The sequence below is a fragment of the Panacagrimonas perspica genome (genome assembly GCF_004364935.1).
In the GTDB taxonomy this organism is placed as follows: domain Bacteria; phylum Pseudomonadota; class Gammaproteobacteria; order Nevskiales; family Nevskiaceae; genus Panacagrimonas; species Panacagrimonas perspica.
The window spans coordinates 1,748,313-1,774,804 of record NZ_SOBT01000008.1; the positions used below are offsets into that span (position 1 = coordinate 1,748,313).

Consider the following 26,492-nt stretch of genomic DNA (forward strand, 5'->3'; position numbering starts at 1 on the left):
TGGCCAATGGACGCACGAACCGCGCCGCATGGCTCAGACCATGTCCGGCATCGCGCCGATCTGCTTGAACATGCTCGCCAGCCGGCCCGCCCAGGTCTTCTGTCCCGCTTCGTCGGCGATCAGGTCCTGGCGGATCTCGAGGCCGACGTGCGCGATCTTGCGGGCTTCGCCATGCGTCGGCAGCGTGTAATCGCTGTCCTCCTCGATGGCGTAGGGCTCGTTGTCGCCGACCAGCAGGCGATCGTCACGCTTGAGCAGGGCCAGCAGCGCCTTGGCCATGCGCGCGTCGCTGCGATACATCACGCCGACATGCCATGGCCGCGCTTCGCCACGAAAGCTCGGCGTGAAGCTGTGGATCGAGACCAGCAGCGTCTTGCGCCGGTCCCGCTGGCGCTGATCGATGTGCTGGCGCAGCGCGTCGTGATACGGCGTGAAGATCTCGTCGACGCGTTCGGCGACGGCCGCGTCGTCGAGGTTCTCGTTGGCGGCGATCTGCACCCACTCGCTGCGCGTCGGGATGGAATCCGGCGCCGTCAGCGGACGATTGCAGTCGATGGCCAGCCGCGAATAGTTCTGCAGCAGCAGCGGCGCTTCGAGGCGGTCCGCCAGCATCCGCGCGACGCCGGCCGCGCCGATGTCCCAGGCGATGTGGCTCGACAGCTCGGTCTCCGATAGATCCAGCGTTCCCAGTGCCGCGGGAAGGCGCCGGCTCGCGTGATCGCAGACGAGCAGATAGTCGGAGCCGCCGTCTTCGCGCACCCACTCCACCGCCGCGGGCTCGTCGTGGGCGATCAGGGTATTCGAACGGGTTTTCTTCTTCGTCATGTTGCGGGGTGCATTTTCAAGAGGATCAGGCTGCGGGTTTCTTGCGCTCGATCTCGACGCTCTCGTTGATGTTGACCGGGATCGAGTACCCGCTCATCTGCACACCGAGTTGCGTGAGTCCCGCGACGATGCCGCGCAACGTCACGCGGCTGCCCTTGGTCGCGATGCCGCTGCCGCTGCGCGCCAGCAAGGTCTCGAAACGATCGGTGAACAGGCTGCGATCGCGCTGGGCGCTGCCGCTGGAGACTTTTCCGCGGGCCCAGTTCTGCGCCATGTTGAAATCCTGCGACGTCGCCGCGAATCCGCCGTTCGGCAGCTTCACCAGGATGAAATCGCCATAGCGGGCGGTACCGCCGCCACCGAGGGCACTGACCAGCAGCGTTTTGGGAAGAGACACGGACGGCTCCGGCGATGGCAGGGCTGCTGGGATCGGCGGCCAGGGTGCAATGCTGGAGGCGTCTGCAAGGATCGCGGTATGCAGTGAAGTACCGCGCCAGCGGACAGTATGCGCGCAATGCCAAAAGGGCGGGCTCATCCGTCCCGGCACGAACACCGCTTGCCGGACGATTCTGGAGAAACGCCCTCCGCGCTTACTCAGGCCTCGCGGGTTCGGGTTTTTTGCAGGCTGCGGACGCCCACTCGACGATGCCCTTCTCGGTCGCCCAGGGCGGATGCCAGCTTCCTTCGTCCATCCGCTGGCGGACCATCGCGCGATACGACAGATGATCGAGCGGCTGAACGCCCTCCTCGTCGTGACGCTGCACATTGCAGAACCGGCAGGCCGCGACGACGTTCGACTTCGCATTGGGACCGCCGTCGCGCCGCGCGACCAGGTGCTCCGCGGTGCACTGGAACCGCGCAGCCTGCTCGGCGCTGAGCCCGAAGCGCACGAGGAACGGCGCTGCGTCCCGGAGCCACATCAGCGCGTCGCAGTAGTGACAGCGCATCTTCTGCCGGCGCGCCGCCGCACGCCTGAGCCGGAACACCTCGAGCCTGACCATCGGTGACGGACCCGATCGGAGCGCTTACCCGCGGCCCACCAGCGGCATGCCGGTGGCGGCCACTGTCATGCTCAGCACGTTGGCGTCGAGCGGCAGTTGCGCCATGTACAGCACCGCGTCGGCCACGTGCGTCACGTCGAAACTCGGCTCCGCACGGCGGCTGCCGTCGGCCTGCAGCGCCTCGCGTCCGAGTTTTCCGAGCAGCTCGGTCACGGTGTTGCCGATGTCGATCTGGCCGCAAGCGATGGCATGCGCACGTCCTTCGAGCGCCAGCGACTTGGTCAGTCCGGTGATCGCGTGCTTGGAGACCGTGTAGGCCGTCATGTGCGGCCGCGGCGTCTGCGCGGAGACCGATCCGTTGTTGACGATCCGGCCGCCCTGCGGTCGCTGGTTCTTCATCATCCGGAACGCGGCCTGTGCGCACAGGAACGCGCCGGTCACGTTCGTCGCGAGCACACGCTGGAAATCCTCGGCCGCCAGTTCCTCGACCGGGCCCGGCGTGCCGCTGATGCCAGCGTTGTTGAAGAGCAGATCGAGACGGCCGCATTCGGATTCGATGCGGCCGAACAGCTTCGTTACCGCTGTGGCATCTGCGACGTCCGCTTCGACGACGAGGCTGCAGGCGGCGCCGGCCTCGTGCGCCACCGCATCGAGCAGCGACTTGCGGCGACCGCAGAGCACCACCCGGTAACCGGACGCGGCCAGTCGAAGGGCAACGGCGCGACCGATGCCGGAGCCGGCACCGGTGACGAGTGCGATTCGCGAAGAAGAGGTCACGGTGAACCTGCCGGGATCGGAGCCGCGATCCTAACCGCGCATCGCGGCCGCGGCACGAGACCCGCCGCTAGGCGCTGTGCCCGCCGTCGACGCCGAGGATCTGCCCGTTCACATAGGTCGCGCCGGGAGACAGCAGGAAATCGAACACCGAGGCGATCTCTTCGGCCTGCCCCATGCGTCCCAGCGGCGTGTTGCCCACGCAGGTGTCGAACACGTGCTTGGCCGGGCCGGTGAGCTTGTCGAGCAGTTCGCGCACCAGGCCCGCGTCGATGACGCCGGGCGCGATGCCGTTGCAGCGGATGTTGTGCGGACCCATCTCGCGCGCAACCTGCTTGAGCAACGCGGCCACGGCGGCCTTGGGTCCGCCGGACAGGCCATCGAGATCCAGCGTGCGCAGCATCGCGGTCGTCAAGGTCAGCACGATCGCGCCGCCGCCGGTGGCCTTCATCGCCAGCGATCCGTGCTTCAAAATGTTGAACGAGCCGAACACGTCGATCTCGTAGATGCGCTTGAAGTCTTCTTCCCTGGCCTCGGTGATGGGACCGAGCGGCACCCAGGGTCCGGTCACCGACGCGATGCCGTCGAGGCCGCCCCAGCGCGACGCCGCGCCGTCGATGAAGCGCTTCACCGATTCGCTGTGCTGCATCTCCACCTTCGCGATCTCGGCCGAGCCGCCGGATGCCTTCACGTCCTCGGCGATCTGGCGCGCCTTGTCGGCATTGCTCGCATAACCCAGGGTCACCGGCACGCGTGCGCCGATCCTTCGTGCAACGGCTTCGCCCAGCCCGCCGGTCGCGCCAAAGATCGCGATGCCCTTGCTCATGGTCCTGCTCCTTCGATCGTCGCGGATGACGCTGACGACGACTTGATATCGCACGGGCGTGCCGGCGTCTTGCGATATCCGGCTATCGACTGCGGCGTTGCGCCGCAGCGCTGAGCGCCTCAGTGCGTCGAAGCGTCCGCGCGGTACTCGGTCGGCGAACGACCTACGGCGGCCCTGAACACGCGGCTGAAGTGCGCGAAGTCGTTGAACCCGGCGCGCAGCGCGATCTCGCCGACGCGCTGATGTCGCAGCGCGGGATTTTGCAGATCCTGCCGGCAGCGCTCGATGCGCTGCTGCAGCAGGTAGCGTCCGAAGCTCGTGCCGTCGAGCTGAAACAGCCGGCTCAGGTAGCGCACGCTGACACCCGCCGATGCGGCGACGCCATGCAGGTCCAGCGCGGGATCGGAAAGCCGCTCACGCAGGTGTTGCTTGATGCGCGCGAGCAGCACGGCCTGCTGCGTGCCGGCATCGGACTTGCCGCCTGCGGCTTCCGCGAGCACGCCGGTGAACAGGTTCAGGGCGCTTTCGGCGATGGCGCGGCGCTGCACGTCGCCCAGCGATTCGGCATGCGAGGCGCAGGACATCAGGAACTCGCCTGCGACACGCGCCAGCCCACCATGCGCGCCCTCGATCTTGCGGCCGAGCACGCACTCGGGCGAACCGAAGCGCTGCCGCAGCACATCGTGCGGCACGTGCAGCACGATCTCCGTCACGGCGTCCTGGTACTCCACCGAATACGGCTCGCAGTTGTCGAGCAGGATCAGATCCCCCGGCGACAGCACGTTCTCGATGTTGCGTTCGCGAACGCGTGCATGGCCGGCGGCCTGGTAGCACAGGTAGAAGCGCGGCTTGCAGGCACGCGCGATGTCGGAGGCGCGCCGGTCGATGCGCTGCTGGCCGGCGTCGATGCGCGAGATCTCGGTCTGCGCGAACGCATCCGTGGCGATGCTGCCGCGAAAGGCCTCGCCGATCGTCGACTCGCAGTGCGCCTGCACGAAGGTCTGCGACACCATCTCCTGCCAGAACGCGACGCGCTGGCGTGGGGCGACATGTTCGGTCGTCAGTACCTGCAGCATGACCGGGCTCCTGATCCTTCCTGCCCGCATTGTGGCTCCGAAGATGAGCCGGCAGAAGTCCCGCCCGACGGACCACCCCGCGTAGCCCGGGTGAAACCCGGGGCATCCGTTCGATCAAACGGGATCCCGGGTTTCACCCGGGCTACGGGCCCCGTGCGCGCCTGCACAAGCAATCGTGCGTTTTCAGGCAAGCGGCGCCTCGCGCCCTTGCCGATCATCCGTCCCACATCCCTGACGGACGGAGAACAGCAATGGGCGTCAACGACGCGGCGGTACAGGTCGATACCTCGAAGCACAAGGTTCACGGCGGCAACCAGAACCCGCCTGCGGATCAGTGGGTTCCGTTCGAATGGAACGAGCCCCGCCTGGGCAAGCAGGTGCACGGCGAGATTGCGATCGCGCGGGCGTTCGGCACGTCCGGATCGCTGAGCGCCGGCTTCTGGCGCACCGGTCCGACGTCGCCCGGCGCCTCGGCCGACGGCTCGCACCGCGTCATCTACTCGGCGCCGCTGGGCGACGAAACCGCGGTGGTCCTCGATGGTTCGGCCACGCTGACCGTGACCTCCACCGGCAAGCGCTACGAGGTCGGCCCCGGCTCGATCATCAACAGTCCGAAGAACCTCGAGGTCCAGTGGGACCTGCGCGGGCCGGCGTTCAAGAAGTACTGGTGCATCTTCGACGGCACGCAGGCCACGCCGAACCCGCCGACGGACCTGCTGATCGGCAATGTCAGCGACAACCCGGCGGACTGGCAGGACTACCACTTCACCGAGCCCAAGGAAGGTCCGCAGGTGGCCGGCGAGCTGTTCTTCATCCGCCCGGGCGGCTCCACCGGCACGATGATGAGCGGCCTGTGGCGCGCCGGAAAAGGCATCTCCTCGACGAACCTGAAGCCCTGCGGCGAGATGATGACGCCCTACACCGGCGTGCTCGGCGACGAGACGATGTTCCTGCTCGAAGGCCAGGTCGAGATCATCGAGACCGTCAGCGGCAAGCGGCACTCGTTCCGTGCCGGTGACGTCGTCGGCCTGTCCTCGGGCATGCACATCACCTGGGTGTCGAAGGGCCCGTTCGTGAAGAAGCTGTGGGTGATCACGCGCGACGTGCTGCCCGGCTGAAGACCGTAGCCCGGACGAAGTCCGGGATTCCCGTTCGATCGAACGAGGAAATCCCGGGCTTCGCTCGACACCGTAGCCCGGGTGAAACCCGGGATGGCTGCTCGGCATGCAGGCGACAACCCCGGACTTCGTCCGGGCTACGTCGCTACGTCATTGCCCGTAGTAGCGGTAGATCCCGCTGGTGCGCGACACGATCTCGCCGTCGGCCGTGATGAGCGCCTGCACGAACAGCATCGTGCGGGTGGCCTTCACCAGCGTCGTATCCGCCTCGATCCAGCTGCCTGCGGGCGCCGCCGCGACGTAATCCACGGTGATCGAGATCGTCGGCGTGTGCGGCTGGCGAATCGGGATGCCGCGAATGATCGCGAGCACCAGGGTATCGGCGAACGTCGCCATCGCACCGCCGTGCAGGACGCCGATCGGGTTCAGGTGATGCGGGCCCATGCGGAAGCCCAGCTTCTGCTCGGTCTCGTGCCGATAGATCAGGCCGAACGCGGTGTTGAATCCGGAGTCGAGTTCGAGCGCGACGAATCCGGCCGGGATGTCGCCTGCCGCTGCGAGGCTGGAAGCGCTCATCGCAGACCTGCCGGATGAGCGCGGAAAGAAATGGCGGTGACGGTGCAGGCGAAGACGACGAGCATCGGGTTCAGGTCAGCGGAAGGGATGATCCGAGCATGACGCATCCGCCGCGGACGGTCAGCCCTCGCTTTCCGATCGCGCTCAGGCGAATTCCAGATCCAGCATCGAGAACACGCGGCGCAGATCCAGATGCTGCTCGACCGCATCGGCGAGGCAATCCAGCGCCGCTTCGCGCTGGGCCGCGACATCCAGCGGCGCCGCATCGTGCAGGCCAGCCCAGCGCAGCAGAAGGTTCAGCGCCTGCGGCGTGTCGAACAGGCCGTGCAGATAGGTGCCCAGAATCCGGTCGTCTTCGGATCGCGCGCCGTCGAAGCGCTCGCCGATCCGCACGAGCGGACGGTCCAGGCCGCGCCCGCTGCTGACGCCGGCATGGATCTCGTAGCCCTGCAGCGACGTCCGCTCGCCGTGCAACGAAAGTTCGCCTTCGACGTTGCGCAACTGCTTGTCCGGCTCCAGACGTGTGCTCACCTCCAACCATCCGAAGCCCGCGCTCTGACCCGGCTGGCCCTCGATGCCTTCCGGATCCGCGATCGAATGGCCGAGCATCTGGAAGCCGCCGCAGATTCCCAGCACCTTGCCGCCGTAGCGGAGATGCCGCTCCAGGTAGGCCTGCCAGCCGTGGACCCGCAGGTGTGCCAGGTCGGCCCGCACCGACTTCGACCCCGGCAGGATCACGAGGTCCGCCGGTGGCGGCGCATCGCCCGGGCCGACGAATCGAAGATCCACCTGCGGATGCCGCACCAGCGCATCGAAGTCGGTGTGATTGCTGATGCGCGGCAACACCGGCACCACGATGCGCAGCGCAGCGCCCGGCTTGGCCGCGCCGTCGGCGCGGATCGCGTCCTCGGCGTCGAGGTTCAGGCCCTGCAGGTAGGGCAGCACGCCGAGCACCGGCTTGGCGGTGCGCGATTCGAGCCAGCGCAGGCCCGGTTCGAGCAGCGCGATGTCACCGCGGAAGCGGTTGATGACGAAGCCCTGCACCCGCGCCTGTTCGCTCGGCGACAGCAGCTCCAGCGTCCCGACGAGATGCGCGAACACGCCGCCGCGATCGATGTCCGCGACGACGATCACCGGGCAGTCCACCGCTTCGGCGAAACCCATGTTGGCGATGTCGTTCGCGCGCAGGTTGATCTCGGCCGGCGAACCGGCGCCCTCGACGACGATCGCGCGGTACATCGCCGACAGGCGCGCGTGCGAGTCCAGCACGGCGTCCATCGCGACGCGCTTGTAGTCGTGGTAGGCGCGGGCATCGAGATTCGCGATCGCCCTACCCTGCACGATGACCTGCGCGCCGGTGTCGCTGTTCGGCTTGAGCAGGATCGGGTTCATGTCGGTGGTCGGCGCGATGCCGGCGGCCTGTGCCTGCAACGCCTGCGCGCGACCGATCTCGCCGCCGTCCGCCGTCACCGCGGAATTCAGCGCCATGTTCTGCGGCTTGAACGGCGCCACCGCGATGCCGCTCCGGTGCAGCACGCGACACAGGCCGGCCACGAGCGTCGTCTTGCCGGCGTCGGAGGTCGTGCCCTGCACCATCAGGCTGCGGCCGGTCATGGCGTCGACGGCCGTTCCGTACCGACCGCGGCCGCTGCGATCAGCGTGTGAAGTTGCCGCAGTCCGTCGGTAAGCGCCGCCGGTCCGGGCTGCAGGATGTCGCAGGACTTGATCTCGCGAAGCTGCCCGTTGCGCACCGCAGGAATCGCGTCCCAGCCGGAGCGTGCGGCCACTTTCTCCGGGCTGAATTTCTTGCCGCACCAGGACCCGACGATCAGGTCCGGCGAGCGCCGGATCACCTCGTCGGTGTCCGCGATGATCCGCTGCTTGGCGCCGGGCTCGACGCTCAGATCCGCGAAGCAGTCCCGACCGCCGGCGATCTCCACCAGTTCGGCCACCCAGCGGATGCCGGAGATCATCGGCTCGTCCCACTCCTCGAAATAGACGCGGGGATGCCAAGACAGCTGGCGGCCCGCCTCGGCCACCGCGTCGACGCCGGCGCGAAGCTCGTCGATCAGGATCTGCGTGCGTTCGACGGCGCCGACCAGCGCGCCGAGCGTGCGGATGAATTCGAAGATCTGCGCGACGCTGCGCTGGTTGAAGATGTGAACGGGAATGCCGGCGCGGACGAGGTCGGCGGCGATGTCGGCCTGAAGGTCCGAGAACCCGAGCACGAGATCCGGCGCGAGCTCGCGGATGCGCTCGATCTTCGCGCTGGTGAACGCGCTGACCTTGGGCTTCTCCTTGCGTGCCTGCGGCGGCCGCACCGTGAACCCGGAAATGCCGACGATGCGATGTTGCTCACCCAGCAGGTACAGCGTCTCCGTCGTCTCCTCGGTGAGGCAGACGATGCGTTGCGGACCGCGAGGGACGAAGGGCGAGCTCATGGAGCGAGCGGAGTAGACGGGGCCGCAAGGATAACGGCGCCCCCGTAACCCGGACGAAGTCCGGGGTTCCCCTCGCAAACCTAACGGCAATCCCGGGTTTCACCCGGGCTACGAGGGACGGTTCCACGCCCTCGGCGTCGACGTCTCGGTGGCTTCGTATCCGGCCGCCGAATCGACCGAGGCCACCGTAGCCCGGGTGCAACCCGGGGTTCCCCTCACAAACCGGGCAGCAATCCCGGACTTCGTCCGGGCTACGGGCGGTTCCACGCCCCGAGCGTCGCCGTCTCGTTGGCCTCGTATCCGGCCAGCGCTTCCGCCAGGCTCATGTCGAGATTCGGCTCCTTCCCGTCGCCCATGCGGATCAGCTGCAGGCAATACCAGCCGAGCTGGCCGAAGGACTCGAGCACCTTGTGCGTCGCATCGTCGGTGTCCGGACCGAACGCGTCGCGCGGCAGGCTGAGCTGGCGCTCCATCGCGGGCAGGCCGGTGGCCTCGCCTCGCAACAGCTTCGCGCCGCAGTCCTCCGGATCGGTGCAGATCGGGCGGCCGACGCCGACGACATCGCAGTCGCCGCTGGCCAGGGACTCGTCCATGACCGACAGGCTGCGCATGCCGCCGGTGATCATCAGCGGCATCTTCACCAGCGGACGGACCTGCTTCGCGTAATCGAGGAAGTAGGCCTCGCGCGCCGCGGTGCTGGCCGACACCTTGCGGCCCGTCGCGGCCGCCTCGTCGCCCATGCCGACCATCTGCATCTGCTCGTAGTTGCCGCCCGAGATCTCGAGCAGGTCGAGGCCGGCATCGCTGAGCCAGCGCACGACCTGCATCGACTCCTCGGGGCCGAAGCCGCCGCGCTGGAAGTCCGCGGAGTTGAGCTTCACCGAGATCGGGAAGTCCGCACCCACCGCCTTGCGCGTCGCGGCCAGCGTTTCCATCAGCACGCGCGCGCGGTTCTCGAGGCTGCCGCCGTACTCGTCCTGGCGATGGTTGGCCAGCGGGCTCAGGAAGTTCGAGAACAGGTAGCCGTGCGCGGCATGGATCTGCACGCCGGTGAAGCCGGCCTCGCGCGCGGTGGTGGCCACGTGCACGAAGCGACGCGTCACGTCCTTGATCTGCGCGACCGTCATTTCCTGCGCCTCGCCGGGCGCGGCCAGCGGCATCGGCAGCGTGATGGCGGAAGGCGCGAGTGGCTTGGCGTTGATGCCGGCCGAGGTCTGGCGGCCCGGGTGATTGATCTGCATCCAGAAGTGCGCGCCGTCGCGCGTGCCGATGCGGGCGAGCTTGCGCAGCTCGTCGAGCCCGCCGTTGCCGTCGATGACGATGTTGCCCGGCCGTTCGAGCTGGCGGCGATCACCGTGGACGTTGCCGGTGAGCATCAGGCCGAAACCGTTCTTCGCCCAGCGCTCGTAGAGCCGGTAGTGACGCTCCGTCACGCGGTTCATCGAATCCGCGAGCCCCTCCGTCATGGCGGCCTTGGCGAGGCGGTTCTTCAGGACGGCGCCACAGGGCAGGCGCAGCTCGGACTGGATCGAAACGGTCATGCAGGAAAACTCCGTGAGCGTGGGATTCGGTTTGCGGTGATGGGTCGGGGCTGGCGCCCCTCCTACAGGTCTTGGAATTGTAGGAGGGGGCGTCACCCGACAAGGCGTTCGCGATGCGCCCTAGCCCTTCAGGACATCGGCGGTGTGCATCGTGTCCAGGTATTCCTTGACCGACGAAATCTTGCCGTCGCGGATCGTGATCAGGAAGTGATAGAAATTGTTGTACGTGCGGCCATTGGCGAGCACACCGAGCGACTCGGCTTCCACCGCCACCTTGTCGCCCTCGGCCACCATGCCCGACGGCGTGATCGCCAGGCCGTCCTTGGACGTCGGCACCAGGCTCATCAGCAGCTCGCCGATCTCGGCCTTGGTCTTGGTTCCGCAGATCGGGAACAGGTCGGGCTTGCCGCCGATCCACCACGTCGCATCCGGCGTCAGCGTGTCCAGCACCTCCTTGACTTCCTTGCGCTTGAAGTGCGCGAAGAATTCGGCGACCAGCTTCTTGTTGGCTTCGATGCTCATGGCTCTCTCCAGTTGTCGGGGATGACGTGTTCGGACCCGCAGCTTTCCCGAAAGTCCGCGCCGGCCGCACCTGCGGACGAACCCTCGAATCGGGTCCTGCGCGAAGCCCATCACCCGTATGATCTCGACATTGCGGACGACACAAAGGTTCGAGATAGCCAGTCGACGCAAGTGAGGCACTCCGGCCACCGCCGGATCACCCAGCAAGCCGGAGGAGAAAACGGCGATGACGCAAGCTGCAACGGCGACCGCTACGGTCGACAAGAAGATCTACTGCGGGATCTGCGAGGCCGCCTGCGGCCTGATCGCGACCGTCCAGGACAACGAGGTCCTCAAGCTGCGCGGCGATCCCGACCACCCGCAGTCGCAGGGTTTCATCTGCCCCAAGGGCGCCTCGTTCTCGTCGATCCGCAACGACCCGGACCGCGTGCTGCGCCCGCTGCAGCGCCAGGCCGACGGCACGTTCAGGGAAGTGGACTGGGACGTCGCGCTCGACGACATCGGCCAACGGCTGGGCGCGGTGATCAAGGCGCACGGACGTGAATCGGTCGGCGTATTCCTGGGCAACCCCAACGGCTGGAACTACGGCGCCTTCCTGTGGCTGGTCGGCATGGCCGCGGCGCTGAAGACCAAGCACTTCTACACGGCGTCGTCGCTGGACATCAACAACTACTGGGTCGTCGGACACCTGCTGTACGGACGCAACCTCGCCAACCCCTTCCCCGACATCGCGCACACGCAGTTCTTCGTCGTGCTCGGCTCCAACCTCGTCGTCAGCCACGGCAGCATGATGACCGCGGGTCGCGTGAAGGAAAAACTGCAGGGCATCGTGGATCGCGGTGGTCGCGTCGTCGTGGTCGATCCGCGTCGCACCGAGACCGCGCAGAACTTCGAGTGGCAGCCGATCACGCCCGACGGCGATCCCTGGCTGGTCGCGGCCATGCTCAAGACGCTGTTCGACGAGAACCTCGTCGACACGGCAGGGCTGAAGGAAAAGACCAGCGGTTGGGAGTCCCTGCCCGCGCTGCTGTCCGGCATCACGCCGCAGCGCGTCGAGGCCGAGACCGGCATGTCGTACGCGGCCATCCAGCAGCTCGCGCGCGACTTCAAGGCCGCGCCGTCCGCCGTGATGTACGGCCGCTGCGGCGCCTCGCTCGGGCCTTTCTCCACGCTGACGAAATACCTGATCGACGTCTTCAACATCGCCAGCGGCAATTTCGACCGCCGCGGCGGCTGGGTCTTCGGCCGCCCGATGATCGATCTCGAACTGTTCACGCACCTGTTCAAGGTGGACGGCTACGACCGCTGGCGCACGCGCGTCGACAATTTCCCCGAAGTGCTCGGCAGCGCCCCGCTCGCCTGCATGCCGCGCGAGATCCGCACGCCGGGCAAGGGCCAGATGCGCGCGCTGCTGATCGGCGCCGGCAACATCGCGACGACGTCCTGCGCCTCCAACGACATGCGTGATGCGCTGGGCGAACTGGATCTGATCATCTCGCTCGACCCCTACGTCACCGAGACCAACCGCCAGGCGCATTACATCCTGCCGCCGACGCTGTGGATCGAGCGCGACGGCATGCCGGTGTTCTCGCAGTCCCACAACACGGTGCCGCACGCGCAGTGGGCGCCAGCCACCGTGCAGCCGCGCGGCGAAGCGCGCCACGACTGGTGGATCATCGACCAGATCTGCAAGCGCATCGGCCTGGTGCCGTCCGGATCGCGCGTCGCGCAGTGGCTGGGCAAGCTCGGCATCCGGCTGTCGCCGGGCACCGTGGTGGACCTGTTCATGCGCATGGCGCCGGAGGGCGACTGGTTCGGGCTGCGTCCGAATGGCCTGAGCCGCAAGAAGCTCTACGCCACCGGCGGGCCGATCAAGCTGCAGGACGATCCGCCGGTGGGTGTCTGGCGCAAGAAGGTCCATCACAAGGACAAGAAGGTCCACCTGCAGCACGCGATCATCATCGAGGAGATGCGCCGCATGCTCGCGCGCGCACCGAGCACCAGCGAGGCCTTCCCGCTGCGCCTGATCAGCCAGCGCGAACTGCAGTCGCAGAACTCCTGGCTGCACAACTCGCCGCGGCTGATGACGGCCAACCGCGTGCATCGCCTGCGCATGAATCCGAACGACGCCGCGCGCTTCGGACTGCACGAGGGCGACACCTGCACCGTGACCTCCGCGCACGGCGCCATCACTTCGCCGATCCATCTGACCGACGAGATGATGGAAGGCGTCGTCGCGCTGCCGCAGTCCTGGGGCCATCGCGGCGGCTGGAAGCACGCGGTCGCCGCCGGCGGCAGTTCCTACAACGAGCTGACGTCGAACGCCGTTCAGGACATGGACCTGCCGTCGGGCAATGCCGTGCTCAACGGCATCGCGGTGCGTGTCCAGCGCGTTGCCGCTTCGGCTGCGCAGCAAGCCGCATGACGACGAGGGTGCGCCCCGTGGAGGGCCGCGGCGACGCGGTATCGCCACCGTAGCCCGGGTAAAACCCGAGGCTTGCGCCCGATCGTCGAGAAAAAGCCCCCGGGTTGCACCCGGGCTACGCTGACACCCGGGCGCCCGCCAGGATTCGCAGGAGACATCGCATGACCCCTCTCATCGAAGCCCTGCGCACCGTCCTCGGCGCCGACGCCGTACTCGAAGCCGCGCAGATCGCGACGCGCGCCAGCAGCTACTGGGATCCCACCCCGATGCGCGCCGCGGCGCTGGTGCGGCCTCGCAGCACCGCCGAGGTCTCGACGGCGCTGCGTCTGTGCCAGGAGCGCGGGCAAGCCGTCGTCACGCACGGCGGCCTCACCGGCTGCGTCGAAGGCGCCACCACCGACGAGACGGTGCTCGTGCTGTCGCTCGAACGCATGACGCGCATCGAGGAGATCGACCCGATCGGCCGTACCGCGACGGTCGAGGCCGGCGTGGTGCTGCAACGCCTGCAGGAGGCCGCGACGGAACAGGGACTGCTGTACCCGGTGGACTTGGGCGCACGCGGCTCCTGCACGATCGGCGGCAACGTGGCGACCAATGCCGGCGGCATCAACGTGATCCGTCACGGCATGACGCGGCAGCGCGTGCTCGGCCTCGAAGCGGTCCTCGCCGACGGCACCATCGTGTCGTCGATGAACCGCATGCTGAAGAACAACGCGGGCTACGACCTCAAGCAGCTCTTCATCGGCAGCGAAGGAACGCTCGGCGTCGTGACGCGGGTCGTCGTGCGGCTCGAAGAGGCGCCCATCAGCCGCAACAGCGCGTTGATCGCACTGGAAAGCTTCGAGGCCGTGACCGGCATGCTCAAGCGCGTGCAGCGCGGACTCGGCGCGCAGCTCAACGCCTACGAGGTGATGTGGGGCGACCACTACCGCGCGGTGACGGTGCCGGGCGCCCACCGCGCGCCGCTCGATCGCGGCCACGCGTTCTACGTGATGCTGGAGACCGAGGGCGCGCAGCCCGAGGCCGACGGCGCGGCGTTCATCGGCGTGATGCAGCAGGCACTCGAGGACGGCACCGTGATCGACGCCGTGATCGCCAAGTCCGACAGCGAGCGCGCCGAACTGTGGAAGATCCGCGAGGATTTCACGGAGCTCTACCGCACACCGCCGGTGTTCCTCTACGACGTGAGCCTGCCGATCCGCGACATGCAGGCGTACGTGACCGACGTGCTCGCGCGGCTCGGTGCGCGCTGGCCGAAGGGCTTCTGCCAGGTCATGGGACACATCGGAGACGGGAACCTGCATCTGTTCGTGCATCCGGGCGTCGACGACCCGACGCTGCACGCGCAGTCGGACGAGGACGTCTACGGCGCGCTGATTCCCTTCGGCGGATCGATCTCCGCCGAGCACGGCATCGGCACCGAGAAGCGCGGCTATCTTTCGATCTCGCGCTCGGCCGAGGAGATCGCACTGATGCGCACGCTCAAGCGCAGCCTGGATCCGAAGAACCTGTTGAATCCGGCAAAGGTGCTGTGAGACGTCGGCGCGCCCCGTCGCGAACGCGGCCGACCCGCTAGCGCGAACGCAGCGCCCAGGCCGATCGATAGCCGTACTCGCGATCCAGCCGCTCGACGATCTTCTTCGCGGCGGCCTCGTTGTCGAGGCCGCTGATGACGGTGCGAAACGACGGCGCGCCGCGAACGAGATCTTCGCGCAGCGCGACTTCGAATCCTCCGCCACGAAGCCTCTGGGCCAGTGCCTTGGCGTCCGCCGGATCCGAGAACGAGGCCACGTTGACGATCCAGCGCTCGGACGAGCCCGATTGCGGGATGCGTGCTGGTGCTGGTGCTGGTGCTGGTGCTGGTGCTGGTGCTGGTGTTGGTGTTGGTGTTGGTGTTGGTGTTGGTGTTGGCGCTGGTGCTGGTGCCGATGCCGACGCCGATGCCGATGCCGATGCCGATGCTGATGCTGATGCCGCTTTGGCTGCCTCGTCGACGCGCGGCAGCAGTTTCCCGGTTCCTTCGACGATGCCGCCCGGAGCCGCGGCCTTTTCCGCGAGCGCGACGGGCGGCGGCGAAAGCTTCGGCCCGTGCTTCTCGCCATGGGGCGCAGCAGGCCGCGGTTCGACGACCGCGGGAAGCGAACCGGCGGTCCCCGGCTTCGAGGCTTCGGGCGCATTCCAGTCCGGCACCATCGCGATCGACCGGAGCAGGATCGGACCCGAACCGCTGAGCCCCTCCAGAGCGACGCACTGTCCTGCGCCCAGATGACCGGCGGCGCCCCAGTCCGATCCCAGCGTGACATCGCCTTCATAGGCGCACGCGATCGCGACGCCGGTCGGGCCGGCAGCGTTCTCGAAGAAGAAACGCCCGGGCTGCAGCTTGGTGCGCAGATCACCCAGCAGGACGTTGGTGGCGCCTCGACGTTCGCCGATCTGCACGCCGAGCGTGCCGGCGTCCACGCGCAGGTTCAGGTCAGGGCCGGCGCGGCCGGCCCAGTTCGCCGAGAAGCGAGCCTGCGCGCCGAGGTCCAGGTTCAAGCCGTCAGCCGTCGACAGCGTCGCCCTCGCTTTCGGCTCCAGGCTGATCGACTGCCCGGCGCCAACCGCCTGGCCTGCACGCAACCGCTGCCGGCGATCATCCGCCGCGAGCCAGACGATGCCCTCGATCTCCTTCGCCCTCAGCCCGAGTTCTCGCGGATCGGCGGGCACCGGCACATTCGCCGTGGACGCCGCCGCACGCGTCCTGGGCGCGCTCGTGCTCTTGGGCTGACCCTCTGCAGTGGCCGATTCGGCCTCGCAGACGACCGGCAACAGTCCAACGAGAGTCAGGACGAGGATTGCGATCGCTCCGCGGAGCCCTTGCAGCGTCCGCGCAGGACGAATACCGGGCGCGCAGCGGTCTGCAATCGGACCGCGATCGATCGCGCACCCCTCGAGGGTGATCCCACCGCGCATTGGCCCTGCCCTCTCGTAACGCGCTTCTCGAGCGCGAAATCCCCAGAAGTGCCGGGCAGGTGCGGAGGCGCCTCCCGGCCCGTGCATCATGCACGGGCCGGGCCGTCCGAGACAGCGCCAGCCGTCGTCGACGGTGACGTGCGTCGCGTCCGGACGCTCTGCGCCTTCTCGTGTGCCTCACGGGCAGAGGGCTGGGGTGAGTCGCGAACGCCCCCCGGTCGAAGCGCGGCAAGGAACCCGAAGCGCCTGCCCCTCACCCCGGCCACCCCATCTGGTGAAGCCGCATGGGGAGGGCAGGAAACTCCGGCGATGCCCCCCTCAGATCTCGAACCGATCCTTCATCCGCTTCATGTACGCCACCAGATTGGGCTTGGTGGCACCGTAATCCCTGGTGTCGAACGAGAACGGGGCGTCGATGATGTGTCGCAGGATCGACAGCACCGAGGCGTCGATCCAGCGCGGCCGGTCGCCCATGAAGTATTGGCGCTCGCCGAGATGGTTGCTGAGGGCGTCGATGTCGGCACGCACACGGGCGTACAGCGCCTCCGACGACAGGCGCGTCCAGCCGGCGTTGACATAGCCCTTGAGCACGCGGGCGCGCCAGGCGTCGCCGAAGGCCTGCACCTCGGGCGACAGGTTTTCGGTGCCGGCGATCATGCAGAGATAGCGGTGCCAGTCGCCGTCGTCGCAGTAGCGCGGCTGGACCACGGTGATCCAGTAGAGGTGCTCGTCGATCAGCCGGTTGAACGCGAGCATCGTGGCGGCCTCGCGCGGCGTGACGCCCATGCCGAGCGTGTCGCCGTAGCGGTTGCGCAGGTGATCGATGATCTGCGTGGAATCCGCCAGCACGGTACCCTCGTCATCGATGAAGGGCACCTTGCCGTTGGGGCTGTCGCGATCGAGCTGCGAAAGATCGGTGGGCTTGAACTCGAACGGCAGCCCCGCGAGCGTCAGGTAGTAGGCCACCTTGGTGGTCATCGGGCCCAGACAGGGAACGGTCCAGCCCGGCACGCTGCCGTACAGGTAGATCATGTTCTCCCCCCTCGCGCGAGCTGCGGTGATCGCGAGGGAAGAATGGACCGGGCGTTTCAGGCGGGACAATGCGGGTGGCTACCCCGTAGCCCGGGTGCAACCCGGGAATTTTTCATGGCACGAGGGACGGGCGACATCCCGGGTTGCACCCGGGCTACGGGGTGGCCTTGCGACCCGCGACCAGATCCCGACCGATCAGGTGCTTCATCACCTCGATCGCGCCGCCGGCGATCTTGCCGATTCGCGCGTCGGCGTAGGCGCGGCCGATGGCGCTGTCCAGCGAGTAACCCTGCTCGCCGAAGAACTGCAGGCACTCGTCGACGACCCGGCAATGCAGGTTGGTGACGTACATCTTCACCATCGCGGCGTCGATGTCGCTGAGCTGGTCCGCGATGAACTGCTCGATGCAGCGATCGGTCATCACGCGCGCGACGACGATATCGGTCTGCAGCTCGGCCAGCGTGAACTGCGCGGACTGACGCTCGCCCGCCGATTCCTCTTCCAGCGTCTGCTGCGCGAGCCGCTCGATCGTCCAGCCGATCACCGCTTCGCAGACGGCCGTGGAGCGGATCGCCTGCGCGAGCCGCTCCTGCGCGAGCTTGTGCATCATCACCTTGAAGCCCCTGCCCTCGCCGCCGACGAGATTGCCCGCCGGAACGCGCACGCCTTCGAAGAACAGTTCCGAGGTGTCCTGCCCGCGCAGGCCGAGCTTGGGCAGCTTGCGTCCCTTGATGAAGCCCGCACGCGTGGCCTCGACGACGAACAGGCTCACGCCATGCGCGCCGGCGCCGCTGTCGGTCTTGGTGGCCAGCATCACGAAGTCGCAGAGCCGGCCGTTCGAGATGAAGGTCTTCTGGCCGTCGATGATGTAGTCGTCGCCGTCGCGCACGGCACGCGTGCGGATGGCCTTCACGTCGCTGCCCGCATGCGGCTCGGTGATGCCGAGCGCGCCGATGATCTGGCCGCGCACCATGCCCGGCAGCCAGCGCTTCTTCTGCTCCTCGCTGCCGAACACCGTCAGATACGAGGACACCATGTCGACGTGGATCATGAAGCCCGGCGCCGTCACGCCGGCGCGTCCGAGCTCCTCGTAGAACACGACGTTGTGCAGGTAGTCGAGTCCGGGTCCGCCGTATTCGACCGGCACCGAGCAGCACAGCAGCCCCGCCTCGCCCGCCGCGGCCCAGACTTCGCGCGGGACTTCGCCGGCCTCCTCCCAGGCGCGATGGAACGGCGTGATGCGCTGTGCGATGAAGCGCCGCGCGTGCGCTCGGAAGGCCTCGTGCTGCTGCGAGAACAGATCGCGCTTGAACATGATGCTGCGGGGAATCCGGCGACTAGGACGAGGCCTGCATCGCCTCGAGATTGCGCTGCGCGATGCCATCCATGCTCAGGATGTCCTGCACGACGCCGTAGCCGGTGCGGCCGTCCGACGTGGTCCACTGGTGCAGCGTATTGCTGATGTGCAGGCACAGGTAGCAGAGCCATGCGCCGCCGGCGATGCCGCCACCGCGCATGGACACCGTACCGCCGGAAGCGTCGGTCACGTCCACTTCCATCGAGACCCCGAGAATCCCGACACGATCCGACGCGACCTTCGCCTTCACGATCGGGCTCACCTTGCCGTCGCGCAGCACGTAACCGTGCGCGAGTTCGTACTGGCTGCCGCGCGGTGCGAACGGCTTGAAGTGCAGGATCATGTGGACGGTGAGGTCCTTGCCGAAGCTCGCGTGCATCCAGCAGAACGTGTGCATGTCGTGCTCGGGTCGCGGGCCCCAGCTGTGGTCCATCGTGTCGACGCAGTCGATCCGGTACGTCTTGCCGCCCAGCTTGAGTTCGCCCGTCACGTGCGCGGTCTGGTCGAAGTGGCCCTTGTAGCCCTCGCCGAATCCCGACCCCGCGGCCTGCGCAGAGGCATCGCCGTGGGCACGCGCGTTCTGGCTGGCGTCGTGGATGTCGAACGGGTCCATCAGGTCCACGTAGTCGATGTGCAACTCGGTGCCGTTGCGGCCCTTGTAGTCGATCCGGTAGTCCCGCGGTGCGTTGATGGCCTTCACATGCATGCCGTTGGGCAGCGCGTAGTCGGCATAGCTCTTCGGCATCGGCAGATGCTCGGTGACGTCGTAGTGCACCACGTTCATGCGATCCGTGGCCAGCCCGCGATACACGATGAACTCGGAGACGCAGACGCCGAGGCCGGCGCGCACGACGGTGTAGACGGTGCCGAGCAGACGCTCCTCGGGAATGTAGAAGCTGAAGAAGTTGGTTTCCGCCCACTCGTGATTCACGCCCGCGGCGTGGTGGAAATCCATGTCTCGGGCAGTGATCACGGTGCGCTCTCCTGTTGGGCGGTCGATTCTTCCGGTGGCCTGCGCGCGACGACGCGCGGCCTGCCGCATTCTGTCTCCAGCCGGGAGGCGATCGACCGCGATCAGGGGATCGCCCTTAGTCCTCGTCGCCGTGCTTGACGGCCCTCGCCGTTCCCGGGACTCTCGCCCCATCCGAAGAACGACGCCCTGACCGGGCGCAATCCCGACCCTCCTCAGGAATCACGCACGTGGCAGCTTCCGCGGCGCCGTCGGCTTACCCGCGTCCCCTGATCGCCTGGTGCACGGTCGGGCTGCTCACGCTGGCGTACATCCTGTCGTTCATCGACCGCCAGATCATGAGCCTGCTGGTGGCGCCGATCCGGCGCGACCTCGGGATCAGCGACACGCAGATGAGCCTGCTGATGGGCTTCTCGTTCGCGGTGTTCTACACGCTGTGCGGTATTCCGCTCGGCCGCCTCGCGGACGTCGCCAGTCGCCGCTGGATCGTCACCTGGGGCGTGGCCTTCTGGAGTCTGGCGACCGCGGCCTGCGGGCTCGGCCATCACTACTGGCAGTTGTTCCTGGGCCGGGTCGGCGTGGGCATCGGCGAGGCCGCCTTGTCCCCCGCCGCGTACTCGCTGATCACCGACAGCTTTGGGCCGGAGCGTCGCGCGACGGCCATCAGTGTCTTCGCGACGGGCATCTTCATCGGCACCGGCATGGCCTACGTCCTGGGCGGCCTCGTCGTCGGATTCGCGGCGGAGCAAGGCGAGACGATCCTGCCGCTGGTTGGCGCGACGCGTCCCTGGCAGCTGGTCTTCTACCTGCTGGGCGGGATCGGCCTGCTGTTCGCGTGGGTGCTGCTGCTGATCCGCGAGCCGCTGCGCCACGGCACGCCCGCCGGCGCATCGCCGATTCCGCTGCGCGAGGTCTTCGGGACGCTGGCACGTCACCGGCGCACGGTGGTGCTGCACAACTTCGGCTTCGCCGGCATCGCGCTGGCGCTCTATTCGGTCAACGCCTGGATTCCGAGCGTGTGGCAGCGCGTGCACGGCTGGGAGATCCGCGACGTCGGCCTGGTCTACGGCACCATCGTCTGCTTCGCCGGCGGCTTCGGCATCGTCTTCGGCGGCTGGCTGGCGGACCGCTGGCGGTCGCAGGGCATGAGCGACGCCACGCTGCGCGTCGGCATGCTCGGCGGGTTGATCGGGGCTCCGCTGTCGCTCGCGATGGCCTTCATGCCCAACGGCACCGCGCTGGCGGTGCTGATGATCCCGGTCACGATCTTCATCGCCATGCCGCTGGGCGTGGCCGCCAGCGCCATCCAGGACCTCGTGCCGAACGGCATGCGCGGGCAGACGTCGGCGATCTACCTGTTCGTCGTCAACATCGTCGGACTGGGCTTCGGCCCGACGGCGGTCGCCCTGCTCACCGACCGTGTGTTCGCCGACGACGCCAGCGTGCACCTGTCGCTCGCCATCGTGACCTGCGCCGCGCAGCTGCTGGCGTTCGTGCTGCTGGCACGCGGCCGCATCCATTACCGCGCGAGCCTGCTGCAGATCGAGGGGCGGAGCTGAGGCGTTGACCGGCGGCGCTCACCTGTGGGAGGGGCGGTCGGGCGGCACGACCGTTCGATCCAAGACCGCGCGGATCCGGCACGACAAGATTGCACAACCCCTTGGAGGAGCTTCGCCATGTCCCAGGATCAGTTCGATACCTACATCAGCCGCAACGCGAAGGTCGATGAACTGCAGCAGTTGCCGGAGGCCGTGCAGAAGGCGCTGAACGACCATTGCGAGCAGTACAAGCAAGATCCGGAAGCCGCCCACATCTGGGATCCGATCGTCATCGGCGTGCCGGGCGGGCCCGTGAAGAACCTGATGCTGACCTACACCGGGCGCAAGACCGGCCGCACCTTGCACACGGTGCTGCAGTACTACGAGCGCGACGGCAAGTTCCTGGTCGTCGGATCGCGCGGCGGCACCGAGGAACATCCGTTGTGGTTCCTCAACCTGCAGGCGAATCCACAGTGCCACATCCAGGTCGCCCGCCGCGGATTCCGCGCGATCGCGCGCACGCTGGAAGGGGCGGAGCACGAGCGCGTGTGGCCGTCGATCGTCGATGAGCAGCCGACGCAGGGCATGTACCAGGCGCGCACGAGCCGCCGCATTCCGCTGGTCGTGATGGATATCATCGACGAAGACGTCAGCGGCGGCTGATCGCACGTAGAGCGCGCATAGTCAGACGGCGGCGGGCGCCTCGCTAGCGCGTCGGAGACGGCACGATGGATATCAAGCAACTGCGTTACTTCGTCGGCATCGCCGACTCCGGCAGCCTGATGAAGGCAAGCGAGCGGCTGCACGTGGCGCAGCCGGCACTGAGCGTGCAGCTCGGCAATCTGGAGAGCGAGCTCGGCGTGGCGCTGATGCAGCGCAACAGCCGCGGCGTCGAACTCACGGCCGAGGGCAAGGAGCTGTACGAGCGGGCGACGACGATCCTCAAGTACCACCGCGAGACGATCGAAAGCATCAAGGGACGCCAGACGCGCACCAGCGGGACGGTCTCGCTGGGCATCCCGTCCTCGGCCTCGCCGATGCTGGCGCCCCTGCTCTACGACCGCGTACGCAAGGAGCTGCCGAACATCTCGCTGTACATCACGGATGCCAGTACCGCGTCGTTGTACGAGTGGCTGCTCGAAGGGCGCCTGGACCTCTCGATCCTGTTCAGCCTGCCGGAAGACACGCCTTGCGAGGTCATCCCGCTCGGCGTGGAGGAGTTCTGCCTGGTCGGCCGTCACGACGGCAAGCCGTACGCGCCGACGATCGACTTCGAGCGCCTGTTCGATCACCCGCTGGTCATGCCCTGCCGGTCGTCGACGTGGCGCAAGATCCTGGACGACGTCGCCGAGCGCTTCGGCCGGCGCCTCGAATCGCCGATGGAGACCGAGTCCGCCAGCGTGATGAAGGCCGTCGCGATGTCCGGGCAGGCGTTCTGCCTGCTGCCGGCTTCTTGCGTAGAAGAGGAGAAAGCGCAGGGCATCTTCAGGGTCCAGCGCGTCGTCAACCCGGAGTTTCGCGGCGTGTTGTCGCTGGCCGGCATGACCACGGCCGTGGCCCATCCGGCGCGACGCGCCGTACGGGATCTCGTCGTCGACGTCGTGAAGAAACAGGGCGCGTCGATGAGCGGCGTGGACGCGGGCGATCTGAGCAGTGCGACACCGGTCCTTCGGGCCGTGCCCGGCCGTGTGCCGCCCGCATCGAACTGAGGTCGCAGAGCCCTTTTCGCCCCCGTAGCCCGGGTGCAACCCGGGATCACCGCTCGCATTGCGAGGAAAACCCCGGGTTGCACCCGGGCTACGCAGGCTGCTGCTACTGACCTTCGAGCGCCTGCTTGCCCGCGAGCATCCCGCCGTCGAGCAGGTACGTGCCGCCCGTCGAATAGCTCGCCTGATCGCTGGCAAGAAACCCGATGAAGTTCGCGACCTCCTCGGTGCGCGCCAGCCGCTTCATCGGAATGATCGCGACGCTCTTCTCGCGCACGTTGGCCACGCCCTTCTTCGTCATGATCTCTTCGACGGAGCGCAGCAGCGGCGTGTCGCAGGGACCGGGGTTCACGCAGTTCACGCGGATGTTGTGGCGCGCCCATTCGAGCGCCGCGGTCTTGCACAGGCCGACGACGGCGTGCTTGCTCGCGGTGTAGCCGACGATGCCCTCGTTGCCGCGCAGGCTTTCGGTGGACGCCGTGATGACGATCGAGCCGCCGCCGACCTTCTTCAAGTGCGGGAACAGGTACTTCAGGCCCAGCATCACGCCGCGCACGTTGACCGCCATGACCTTGTCGAACACCGCCATGTCCAGGTCCTGGATCGGCTTGCGCTCGTGCGGGATGCCGGCGTTGAGCACGCCGATGTCGAGCCGCCCGTGGTGCGCGGCGGCCGCATCGATGGCCGACTTCATGCCCGCTTCGTCGGTGACGTCGCAGGTGTGCGTGCTGACCTTGTCGCCGAGTTCGGCGGCCATCGTCTTCAGCGCGTCCGGATCGCGGTCGAAGATCGCGACCCTGGCGCCCATCGCGACGAGACGTCGCACGGCAGCGGCGCCGATCTCGCCTGCGCCACCCGTGACGATGGCGACCTTGCCTTCGAGGCTCATGCGGATTCCCGGTGCAGATGCGTGAAGAACATCAGCCGACCTTGAGCTGGCGTCGCAGCCATTTGCCGGCGTTCGCGAGCGTCGTATCCGCCGCGCGCGAGCGTCCCGCCATGAACGGGTAGACATGCTGCTGCCCGGGACCGAATTCGAGCGTCGCGTCGACACCGGCCGCGCGCGCCTTCTCGACGATCTGGCGGGCGTCGTCCTCGAGCACTTCCGCATCGCCCACGGCGACGAACAGCGGCGGCAGGCCCTTGAGGTCCGCGTGCAGCGGATTGGCCAGCGGGTTGGTGCGCGAGGCGCTGCCTACGTAGAGGCCGGCCATCATCACGCTGGTCTCGCGCCTGATGAAGACGTCGCTCTCGGCGTTGGTCTGGAAGCTCTTGCCGTTGCTCTCCATGTCGAGCCAGGGCGAGAACGTGACGATCGCGGCGGGCAGCGGCATCTTGAGTTCGCGCATCTTCAGCGCGCTGGAGAGCGCGAGATTGCCGCCGGCCGAGTCACCTGCGTGCGCGGTCGCCTCGGGCTTGAAGCCCTGCTTGCGCAACCATTCGTGCACCTTGATCGCGTCCTCGATCTGCGCCGGGAACGGATTCTCCGGCGCAAGCCGGTAGTCGATGACCAGCGCCAGCACGCCGGCCTGCTTGGCCAGGTGCGCAGCGACCTTGCGATGGCTGGCCGCCGAGTTGGTGACGAAGCCGCCGCCGTGCGTGTAGACGATCACGCGGTCCTTCGCGGCGCCCGTAGGGCGTGCCCAGATCGCGTGGATGCCGCCCGCATCGACCTCTTCGTAGGTGACGTCGGTCGGCTCGGCCGACAGGCTCTGCAGGTCCTCGAGCAGCAGTCGCAGGCTGTCCAGTCCCATGTTCGGGTTCGACGCGAGTGATGCGGCGATCTTGCCGCCCATGTCGTACAGCGCGTTCTTCTCGGCCTTGGCCATTTTCTCTCTCCTTAGCAGTTTCGTTCTGACAAGACTTTCACCGCAAAGGCGCAAAGGGAAAAGAAAGGTCGCAAAGGCATTTATGAGTGCGATCCTGGACGGGCGAGCATCACCGATGAGGTCTCATCTTTAAATGCAGTTTTTCGCGTTTCTTTGCGTCCTTTCTTTTCCCTTTGCGCCTTTGCGGTTAATCGGCCCGGAATCGGTGTTCACTCCCCCGGCAGAATCATCCGGTGGATATCTCAGCTCGCAGCGGCACGCGCGCTGGCCTTCTCCGGCGCCGAGAACGTAAATCCCGGGAAGCCCATGTCGACGCTCTCGTCGAGCTCCTGGAAGTACATCGGCGCGCCGCCGAAATAGAACAGCACGCTGCGCGTCTTGCCCGGGATGTTGTTGCCCATCATCCAGCTGTGCACCGCGTGGTCACCCTTGTCCATGACCGTCATCGAGAACAGCTTCTGCACGTGCTGCACCCAGCCCTCGACGCCCTCGGGCGTGGCCTCGATCACGATCTCGCCGTCGCGGCGCGCCTTCTGGATGATCTTGCCGATCCACTCCACGCCCGAGTTGATGATGATCGGGATGTTGGCGAACGGGGTCTGCGGGCCGGAGATCATGAACAGGTTCGGGAACCCGTCCACCGTCGTGCCCATGTGCGTGCGCGGTCCGTTGGCCCAGGTCTCCTTCATCGTGCGCCCGTTGCGGCCGCGCACGTCGATCGAGGTCAGCGCACCGGTGCCGCCGTCGAAGCCGGTGGCGAAGATGATGATGTCGGCTTCGTACTCCTGGCCATCGACCACCAGGCCCTTGGGCGTGATGCGTTCGATCGGCGTGTCCTTGACGTCCACCAGGCTCACGTTGGGACGGTTGAAGGTCTCGTAGTAGAAATGGCCGAGCGGCGGCCGCTTGAGTCCGAACTGGTAGTGCGGGCTCAGGATCGCGGCGGTCTTCGGATCCTTGACGACCGTGTGGATCTTGTTGCGGATGTACGCCGCCGCCGCCTCGTTGCACTTCGGATTGACCAGCATGTCGGCGAAGGTCTCGAAGATGAAGCGGAAGCCCCCCACCTCCCAGCCGCCGTCGAAGATGCGCTGCTGCTGCTCGGGCGTGTAGTCGTCGAACATCTGGTTGCACGGCGCCATCGGGAACGCGAACGGATTGGTGCGCGTCCAGTTCCACATCTGGTCGTAGTTGGCGCGGATGCCTTCGCGCTGCTCCTCGTCGATGTAGTGGTTGCGGCCCGGCATCACGTAGTTCGGCGTGCGCTGGAACACCGTCAGGTGCCCGGCCACCTGCGCCACCACCGGAATGATCTGCACGCCGGTGGCGCCGGTGCCGACCAGCGCCACGCGCTTGCCGGCGAAGTCCACCTTGTGCCGCGGCCAGCTCGACGAGCGAAGCACTTCGCCCTTGAACGTTTCGAGGCCCGGGAACGGCGGCATGTACGGCACCGTCAACACGCCGGAGGCCGAGATCAGGTACTGGCAGGTGGCCGTCTCGCCCTTGTCGGTCGTCACCTTCCACTGGTTCGCCGCCGCGTCGAAGTGCGCGCTCTGGATGCGCGTGCTGAACTGCATGTCGCGACGCATGTCGTGCTTGTCGACCACCTTGCGCAGGTAGGCGAACACTTCGGTCCACGACGGCATGCGCTCCTTCCAGTCCCAGGTCTGCAGTATCTCGTCGTCGAACTGGTAGCAGTAGCACCAGGCCTCGGAGTCGGTACGGGCGCCCGGGTAGCGGTTCCAGTACCAGGTGCCGCCGACATCGGTGCCGGCCTCGAAGACCTTGGTCTTCAGGCCGATCTTGCGGAACTCGTGGAGCGCGCGGATTCCGCCGAATCCGGCGCCGATGATGATGGCGTCGTAGTGCTGCGGGGTGTTCGACATGACGGACTCCTGAAACCGAAGGGCAATGACGCAGACGTTAATGAACGAAGAGGCGCGGCGCTTGTATGGACCGGCTCATCGATGAGGATGCGGG

Annotated in this window: 24 protein-coding genes; 6 read left to right on the plus strand and 18 right to left on the minus strand. The window is 67.3% G+C overall.

What is annotated here, in order from left to right; genetic code table 11:
- Positions 1 to 33 precede the first annotated feature (33 nt).
- From DFR24_RS07905 to DFR24_RS07930, 6 genes are all read right to left on the minus strand, one after another.
- Positions 34 to 825, minus strand: coding sequence for an N-formylglutamate amidohydrolase (locus tag DFR24_RS07905; RefSeq protein ID WP_133880737.1), 792 nt, complete (start codon positions 823 to 825; stop codon positions 34 to 36).
- Positions 826 to 850: 25 nt separating this feature from the next.
- Positions 851 to 1,222: a hypothetical protein gene (locus tag DFR24_RS07910; RefSeq protein ID WP_133880738.1), complete on the minus strand. Its 372-nt coding sequence runs from the start codon at positions 1,220 to 1,222 to the stop codon at positions 851 to 853.
- 193 nt (positions 1,223 to 1,415) lie between these two features.
- Entirely contained in the window at positions 1,416 to 1,826 is a 411-nt protein-coding gene (locus DFR24_RS07915) for an HNH endonuclease (RefSeq protein ID WP_133880739.1), read from the minus strand.
- Between the two features lie 24 nt (positions 1,827 to 1,850).
- Complete coding sequence (locus DFR24_RS07920) at positions 1,851 to 2,603, minus strand: SDR family oxidoreductase (protein ID WP_133880740.1); 753 nt, start codon at positions 2,601 to 2,603, stop codon at positions 1,851 to 1,853.
- 67 nt (positions 2,604 to 2,670) lie between these two features.
- Positions 2,671 to 3,426, minus strand: coding sequence for an SDR family NAD(P)-dependent oxidoreductase (locus DFR24_RS07925; RefSeq protein WP_133880741.1), 756 nt, complete (start codon positions 3,424 to 3,426; stop codon positions 2,671 to 2,673).
- Between the two features lie 119 nt (positions 3,427 to 3,545).
- Positions 3,546 to 4,502: a helix-turn-helix domain-containing protein gene (locus DFR24_RS07930; protein WP_162851103.1), complete on the minus strand. Its 957-nt coding sequence runs from the start codon at positions 4,500 to 4,502 to the stop codon at positions 3,546 to 3,548.
- A 251-nt stretch (positions 4,503 to 4,753) separates the two neighbouring features.
- Here DFR24_RS07930 and DFR24_RS07935 point away from each other — a divergent pair, with 251 nt between their 5' ends.
- Positions 4,754 to 5,620 carry a cupin domain-containing protein gene (locus DFR24_RS07935; RefSeq protein WP_133880743.1) on the plus strand — a complete coding sequence of 289 codons (867 nt, stop codon included), beginning with the start codon at positions 4,754 to 4,756 and terminating at the stop codon, positions 5,618 to 5,620.
- 150 nt (positions 5,621 to 5,770) lie between these two features.
- Here DFR24_RS07935 and DFR24_RS07940 read toward each other — a convergent pair whose 3' ends face one another.
- From DFR24_RS07940 to DFR24_RS07960, 5 genes are all read right to left on the minus strand, one after another.
- Entirely contained in the window at positions 5,771 to 6,196 is a 426-nt protein-coding gene (locus DFR24_RS07940) for a PaaI family thioesterase (RefSeq protein ID WP_133880744.1), read from the minus strand.
- 144 nt (positions 6,197 to 6,340) lie between these two features.
- Positions 6,341 to 7,810, minus strand: a complete 1,470-nt coding sequence (locus DFR24_RS07945; RefSeq protein ID WP_133880745.1) for a cobyric acid synthase — start codon at positions 7,808 to 7,810, stop codon at positions 6,341 to 6,343.
- The gene (locus tag DFR24_RS07950) at positions 7,807 to 8,637 is read right to left on the minus strand and encodes a cobalamin-binding protein (RefSeq protein WP_133880746.1); all 831 of its coding nucleotides are present in this window, start codon (positions 8,635 to 8,637) and stop codon (positions 7,807 to 7,809) included. Before DFR24_RS07950 ends, DFR24_RS07945 begins: the two co-directional genes overlap by 4 nt.
- A 251-nt stretch (positions 8,638 to 8,888) precedes the next feature.
- Positions 8,889 to 10,178 carry an NADH:flavin oxidoreductase/NADH oxidase family protein gene (locus tag DFR24_RS07955; RefSeq protein WP_133880747.1) on the minus strand — a complete coding sequence of 430 codons (1,290 nt, stop codon included), beginning with the start codon at positions 10,176 to 10,178 and terminating at the stop codon, positions 8,889 to 8,891.
- Positions 10,179 to 10,298: 120 nt separating this feature from the next.
- Positions 10,299 to 10,700: a nuclear transport factor 2 family protein gene (locus tag DFR24_RS07960; RefSeq protein ID WP_133880748.1), complete on the minus strand. Its 402-nt coding sequence runs from the start codon at positions 10,698 to 10,700 to the stop codon at positions 10,299 to 10,301.
- Positions 10,701 to 10,926: 226 nt separating this feature from the next.
- Here DFR24_RS07960 and DFR24_RS07965 point away from each other — a divergent pair, with 226 nt between their 5' ends.
- On the plus strand, positions 10,927 to 13,125 hold the full coding sequence (locus DFR24_RS07965; RefSeq protein WP_133880749.1) for a molybdopterin-dependent oxidoreductase: 2,199 nt from the start codon (positions 10,927 to 10,929) through the stop codon (positions 13,123 to 13,125).
- A gap of 161 nt (positions 13,126 to 13,286) precedes the next feature.
- Positions 13,287 to 14,660, plus strand: coding sequence for an FAD-binding oxidoreductase (locus DFR24_RS07970; protein ID WP_133880750.1), 1,374 nt, complete (start codon positions 13,287 to 13,289; stop codon positions 14,658 to 14,660).
- A gap of 37 nt (positions 14,661 to 14,697) precedes the next feature.
- Here DFR24_RS07970 and DFR24_RS07975 read toward each other — a convergent pair whose 3' ends face one another.
- From DFR24_RS07975 to DFR24_RS07990, 4 genes are all read right to left on the minus strand, one after another.
- Positions 14,698 to 15,936 carry an SPOR domain-containing protein gene (locus DFR24_RS07975; protein WP_133880751.1) on the minus strand — a complete coding sequence of 413 codons (1,239 nt, stop codon included), beginning with the start codon at positions 15,934 to 15,936 and terminating at the stop codon, positions 14,698 to 14,700.
- A gap of 462 nt (positions 15,937 to 16,398) precedes the next feature.
- Positions 16,399 to 17,112, minus strand: a complete 714-nt coding sequence (gene isoI, locus DFR24_RS07980; RefSeq protein WP_133880752.1) for an iIsoprene-epoxide--glutathione S-transferase — start codon at positions 17,110 to 17,112, stop codon at positions 16,399 to 16,401.
- A gap of 154 nt (positions 17,113 to 17,266) precedes the next feature.
- Entirely contained in the window at positions 17,267 to 18,427 is a 1,161-nt protein-coding gene (locus tag DFR24_RS07985) for an acyl-CoA dehydrogenase family protein (protein ID WP_133880753.1), read from the minus strand.
- Positions 18,428 to 18,449: 22 nt separating this feature from the next.
- Positions 18,450 to 19,442, minus strand: a complete 993-nt coding sequence (locus DFR24_RS07990) for a DUF7064 domain-containing protein (protein ID WP_133880754.1) — start codon at positions 19,440 to 19,442, stop codon at positions 18,450 to 18,452.
- Between the two features lie 227 nt (positions 19,443 to 19,669).
- On the opposite strand from DFR24_RS07990, the gene DFR24_RS07995 reads away from it, so the two are divergent.
- From DFR24_RS07995 to DFR24_RS08005, 3 genes are all read left to right on the plus strand, one after another.
- Positions 19,670 to 20,998, plus strand: coding sequence for a spinster family MFS transporter (locus DFR24_RS07995; RefSeq protein ID WP_246051551.1), 1,329 nt, complete (start codon positions 19,670 to 19,672; stop codon positions 20,996 to 20,998).
- A 117-nt stretch (positions 20,999 to 21,115) separates the two neighbouring features.
- Positions 21,116 to 21,640 (plus strand): nitroreductase/quinone reductase family protein, encoded by a 525-nt coding sequence (locus tag DFR24_RS08000; RefSeq protein WP_133880755.1) that lies wholly within the window; start codon positions 21,116 to 21,118, stop codon positions 21,638 to 21,640.
- A 65-nt stretch (positions 21,641 to 21,705) separates the two neighbouring features.
- The gene (locus DFR24_RS08005; RefSeq protein WP_133880756.1) at positions 21,706 to 22,686 is read left to right on the plus strand and encodes a LysR family transcriptional regulator; all 981 of its coding nucleotides are present in this window, start codon (positions 21,706 to 21,708) and stop codon (positions 22,684 to 22,686) included.
- 103 nt (positions 22,687 to 22,789) lie between these two features.
- On the opposite strand, the gene DFR24_RS08010 is transcribed toward DFR24_RS08005, so the two are convergent.
- The 3 genes from DFR24_RS08010 to DFR24_RS08020 all read right to left on the minus strand — a co-directional run bounded on the left by DFR24_RS08010 (position 22,790) and on the right by DFR24_RS08020 (position 26,398).
- Positions 22,790 to 23,698 (minus strand): SDR family NAD(P)-dependent oxidoreductase, encoded by a 909-nt coding sequence (locus DFR24_RS08010; RefSeq protein ID WP_133880757.1) that lies wholly within the window; start codon positions 23,696 to 23,698, stop codon positions 22,790 to 22,792.
- Positions 23,604 to 24,512: an alpha/beta hydrolase gene (locus tag DFR24_RS08015; protein WP_133880758.1), complete on the minus strand. Its 909-nt coding sequence runs from the start codon at positions 24,510 to 24,512 to the stop codon at positions 23,604 to 23,606. Before DFR24_RS08015 ends, DFR24_RS08010 begins: the two co-directional genes overlap by 95 nt.
- 242 nt (positions 24,513 to 24,754) lie before the next feature.
- Positions 24,755 to 26,398 (minus strand): flavin-containing monooxygenase, encoded by a 1,644-nt coding sequence (locus DFR24_RS08020; protein WP_133880759.1) that lies wholly within the window; start codon positions 26,396 to 26,398, stop codon positions 24,755 to 24,757.
- Between the last annotated feature and the right edge of the window lie 94 nt (positions 26,399 to 26,492).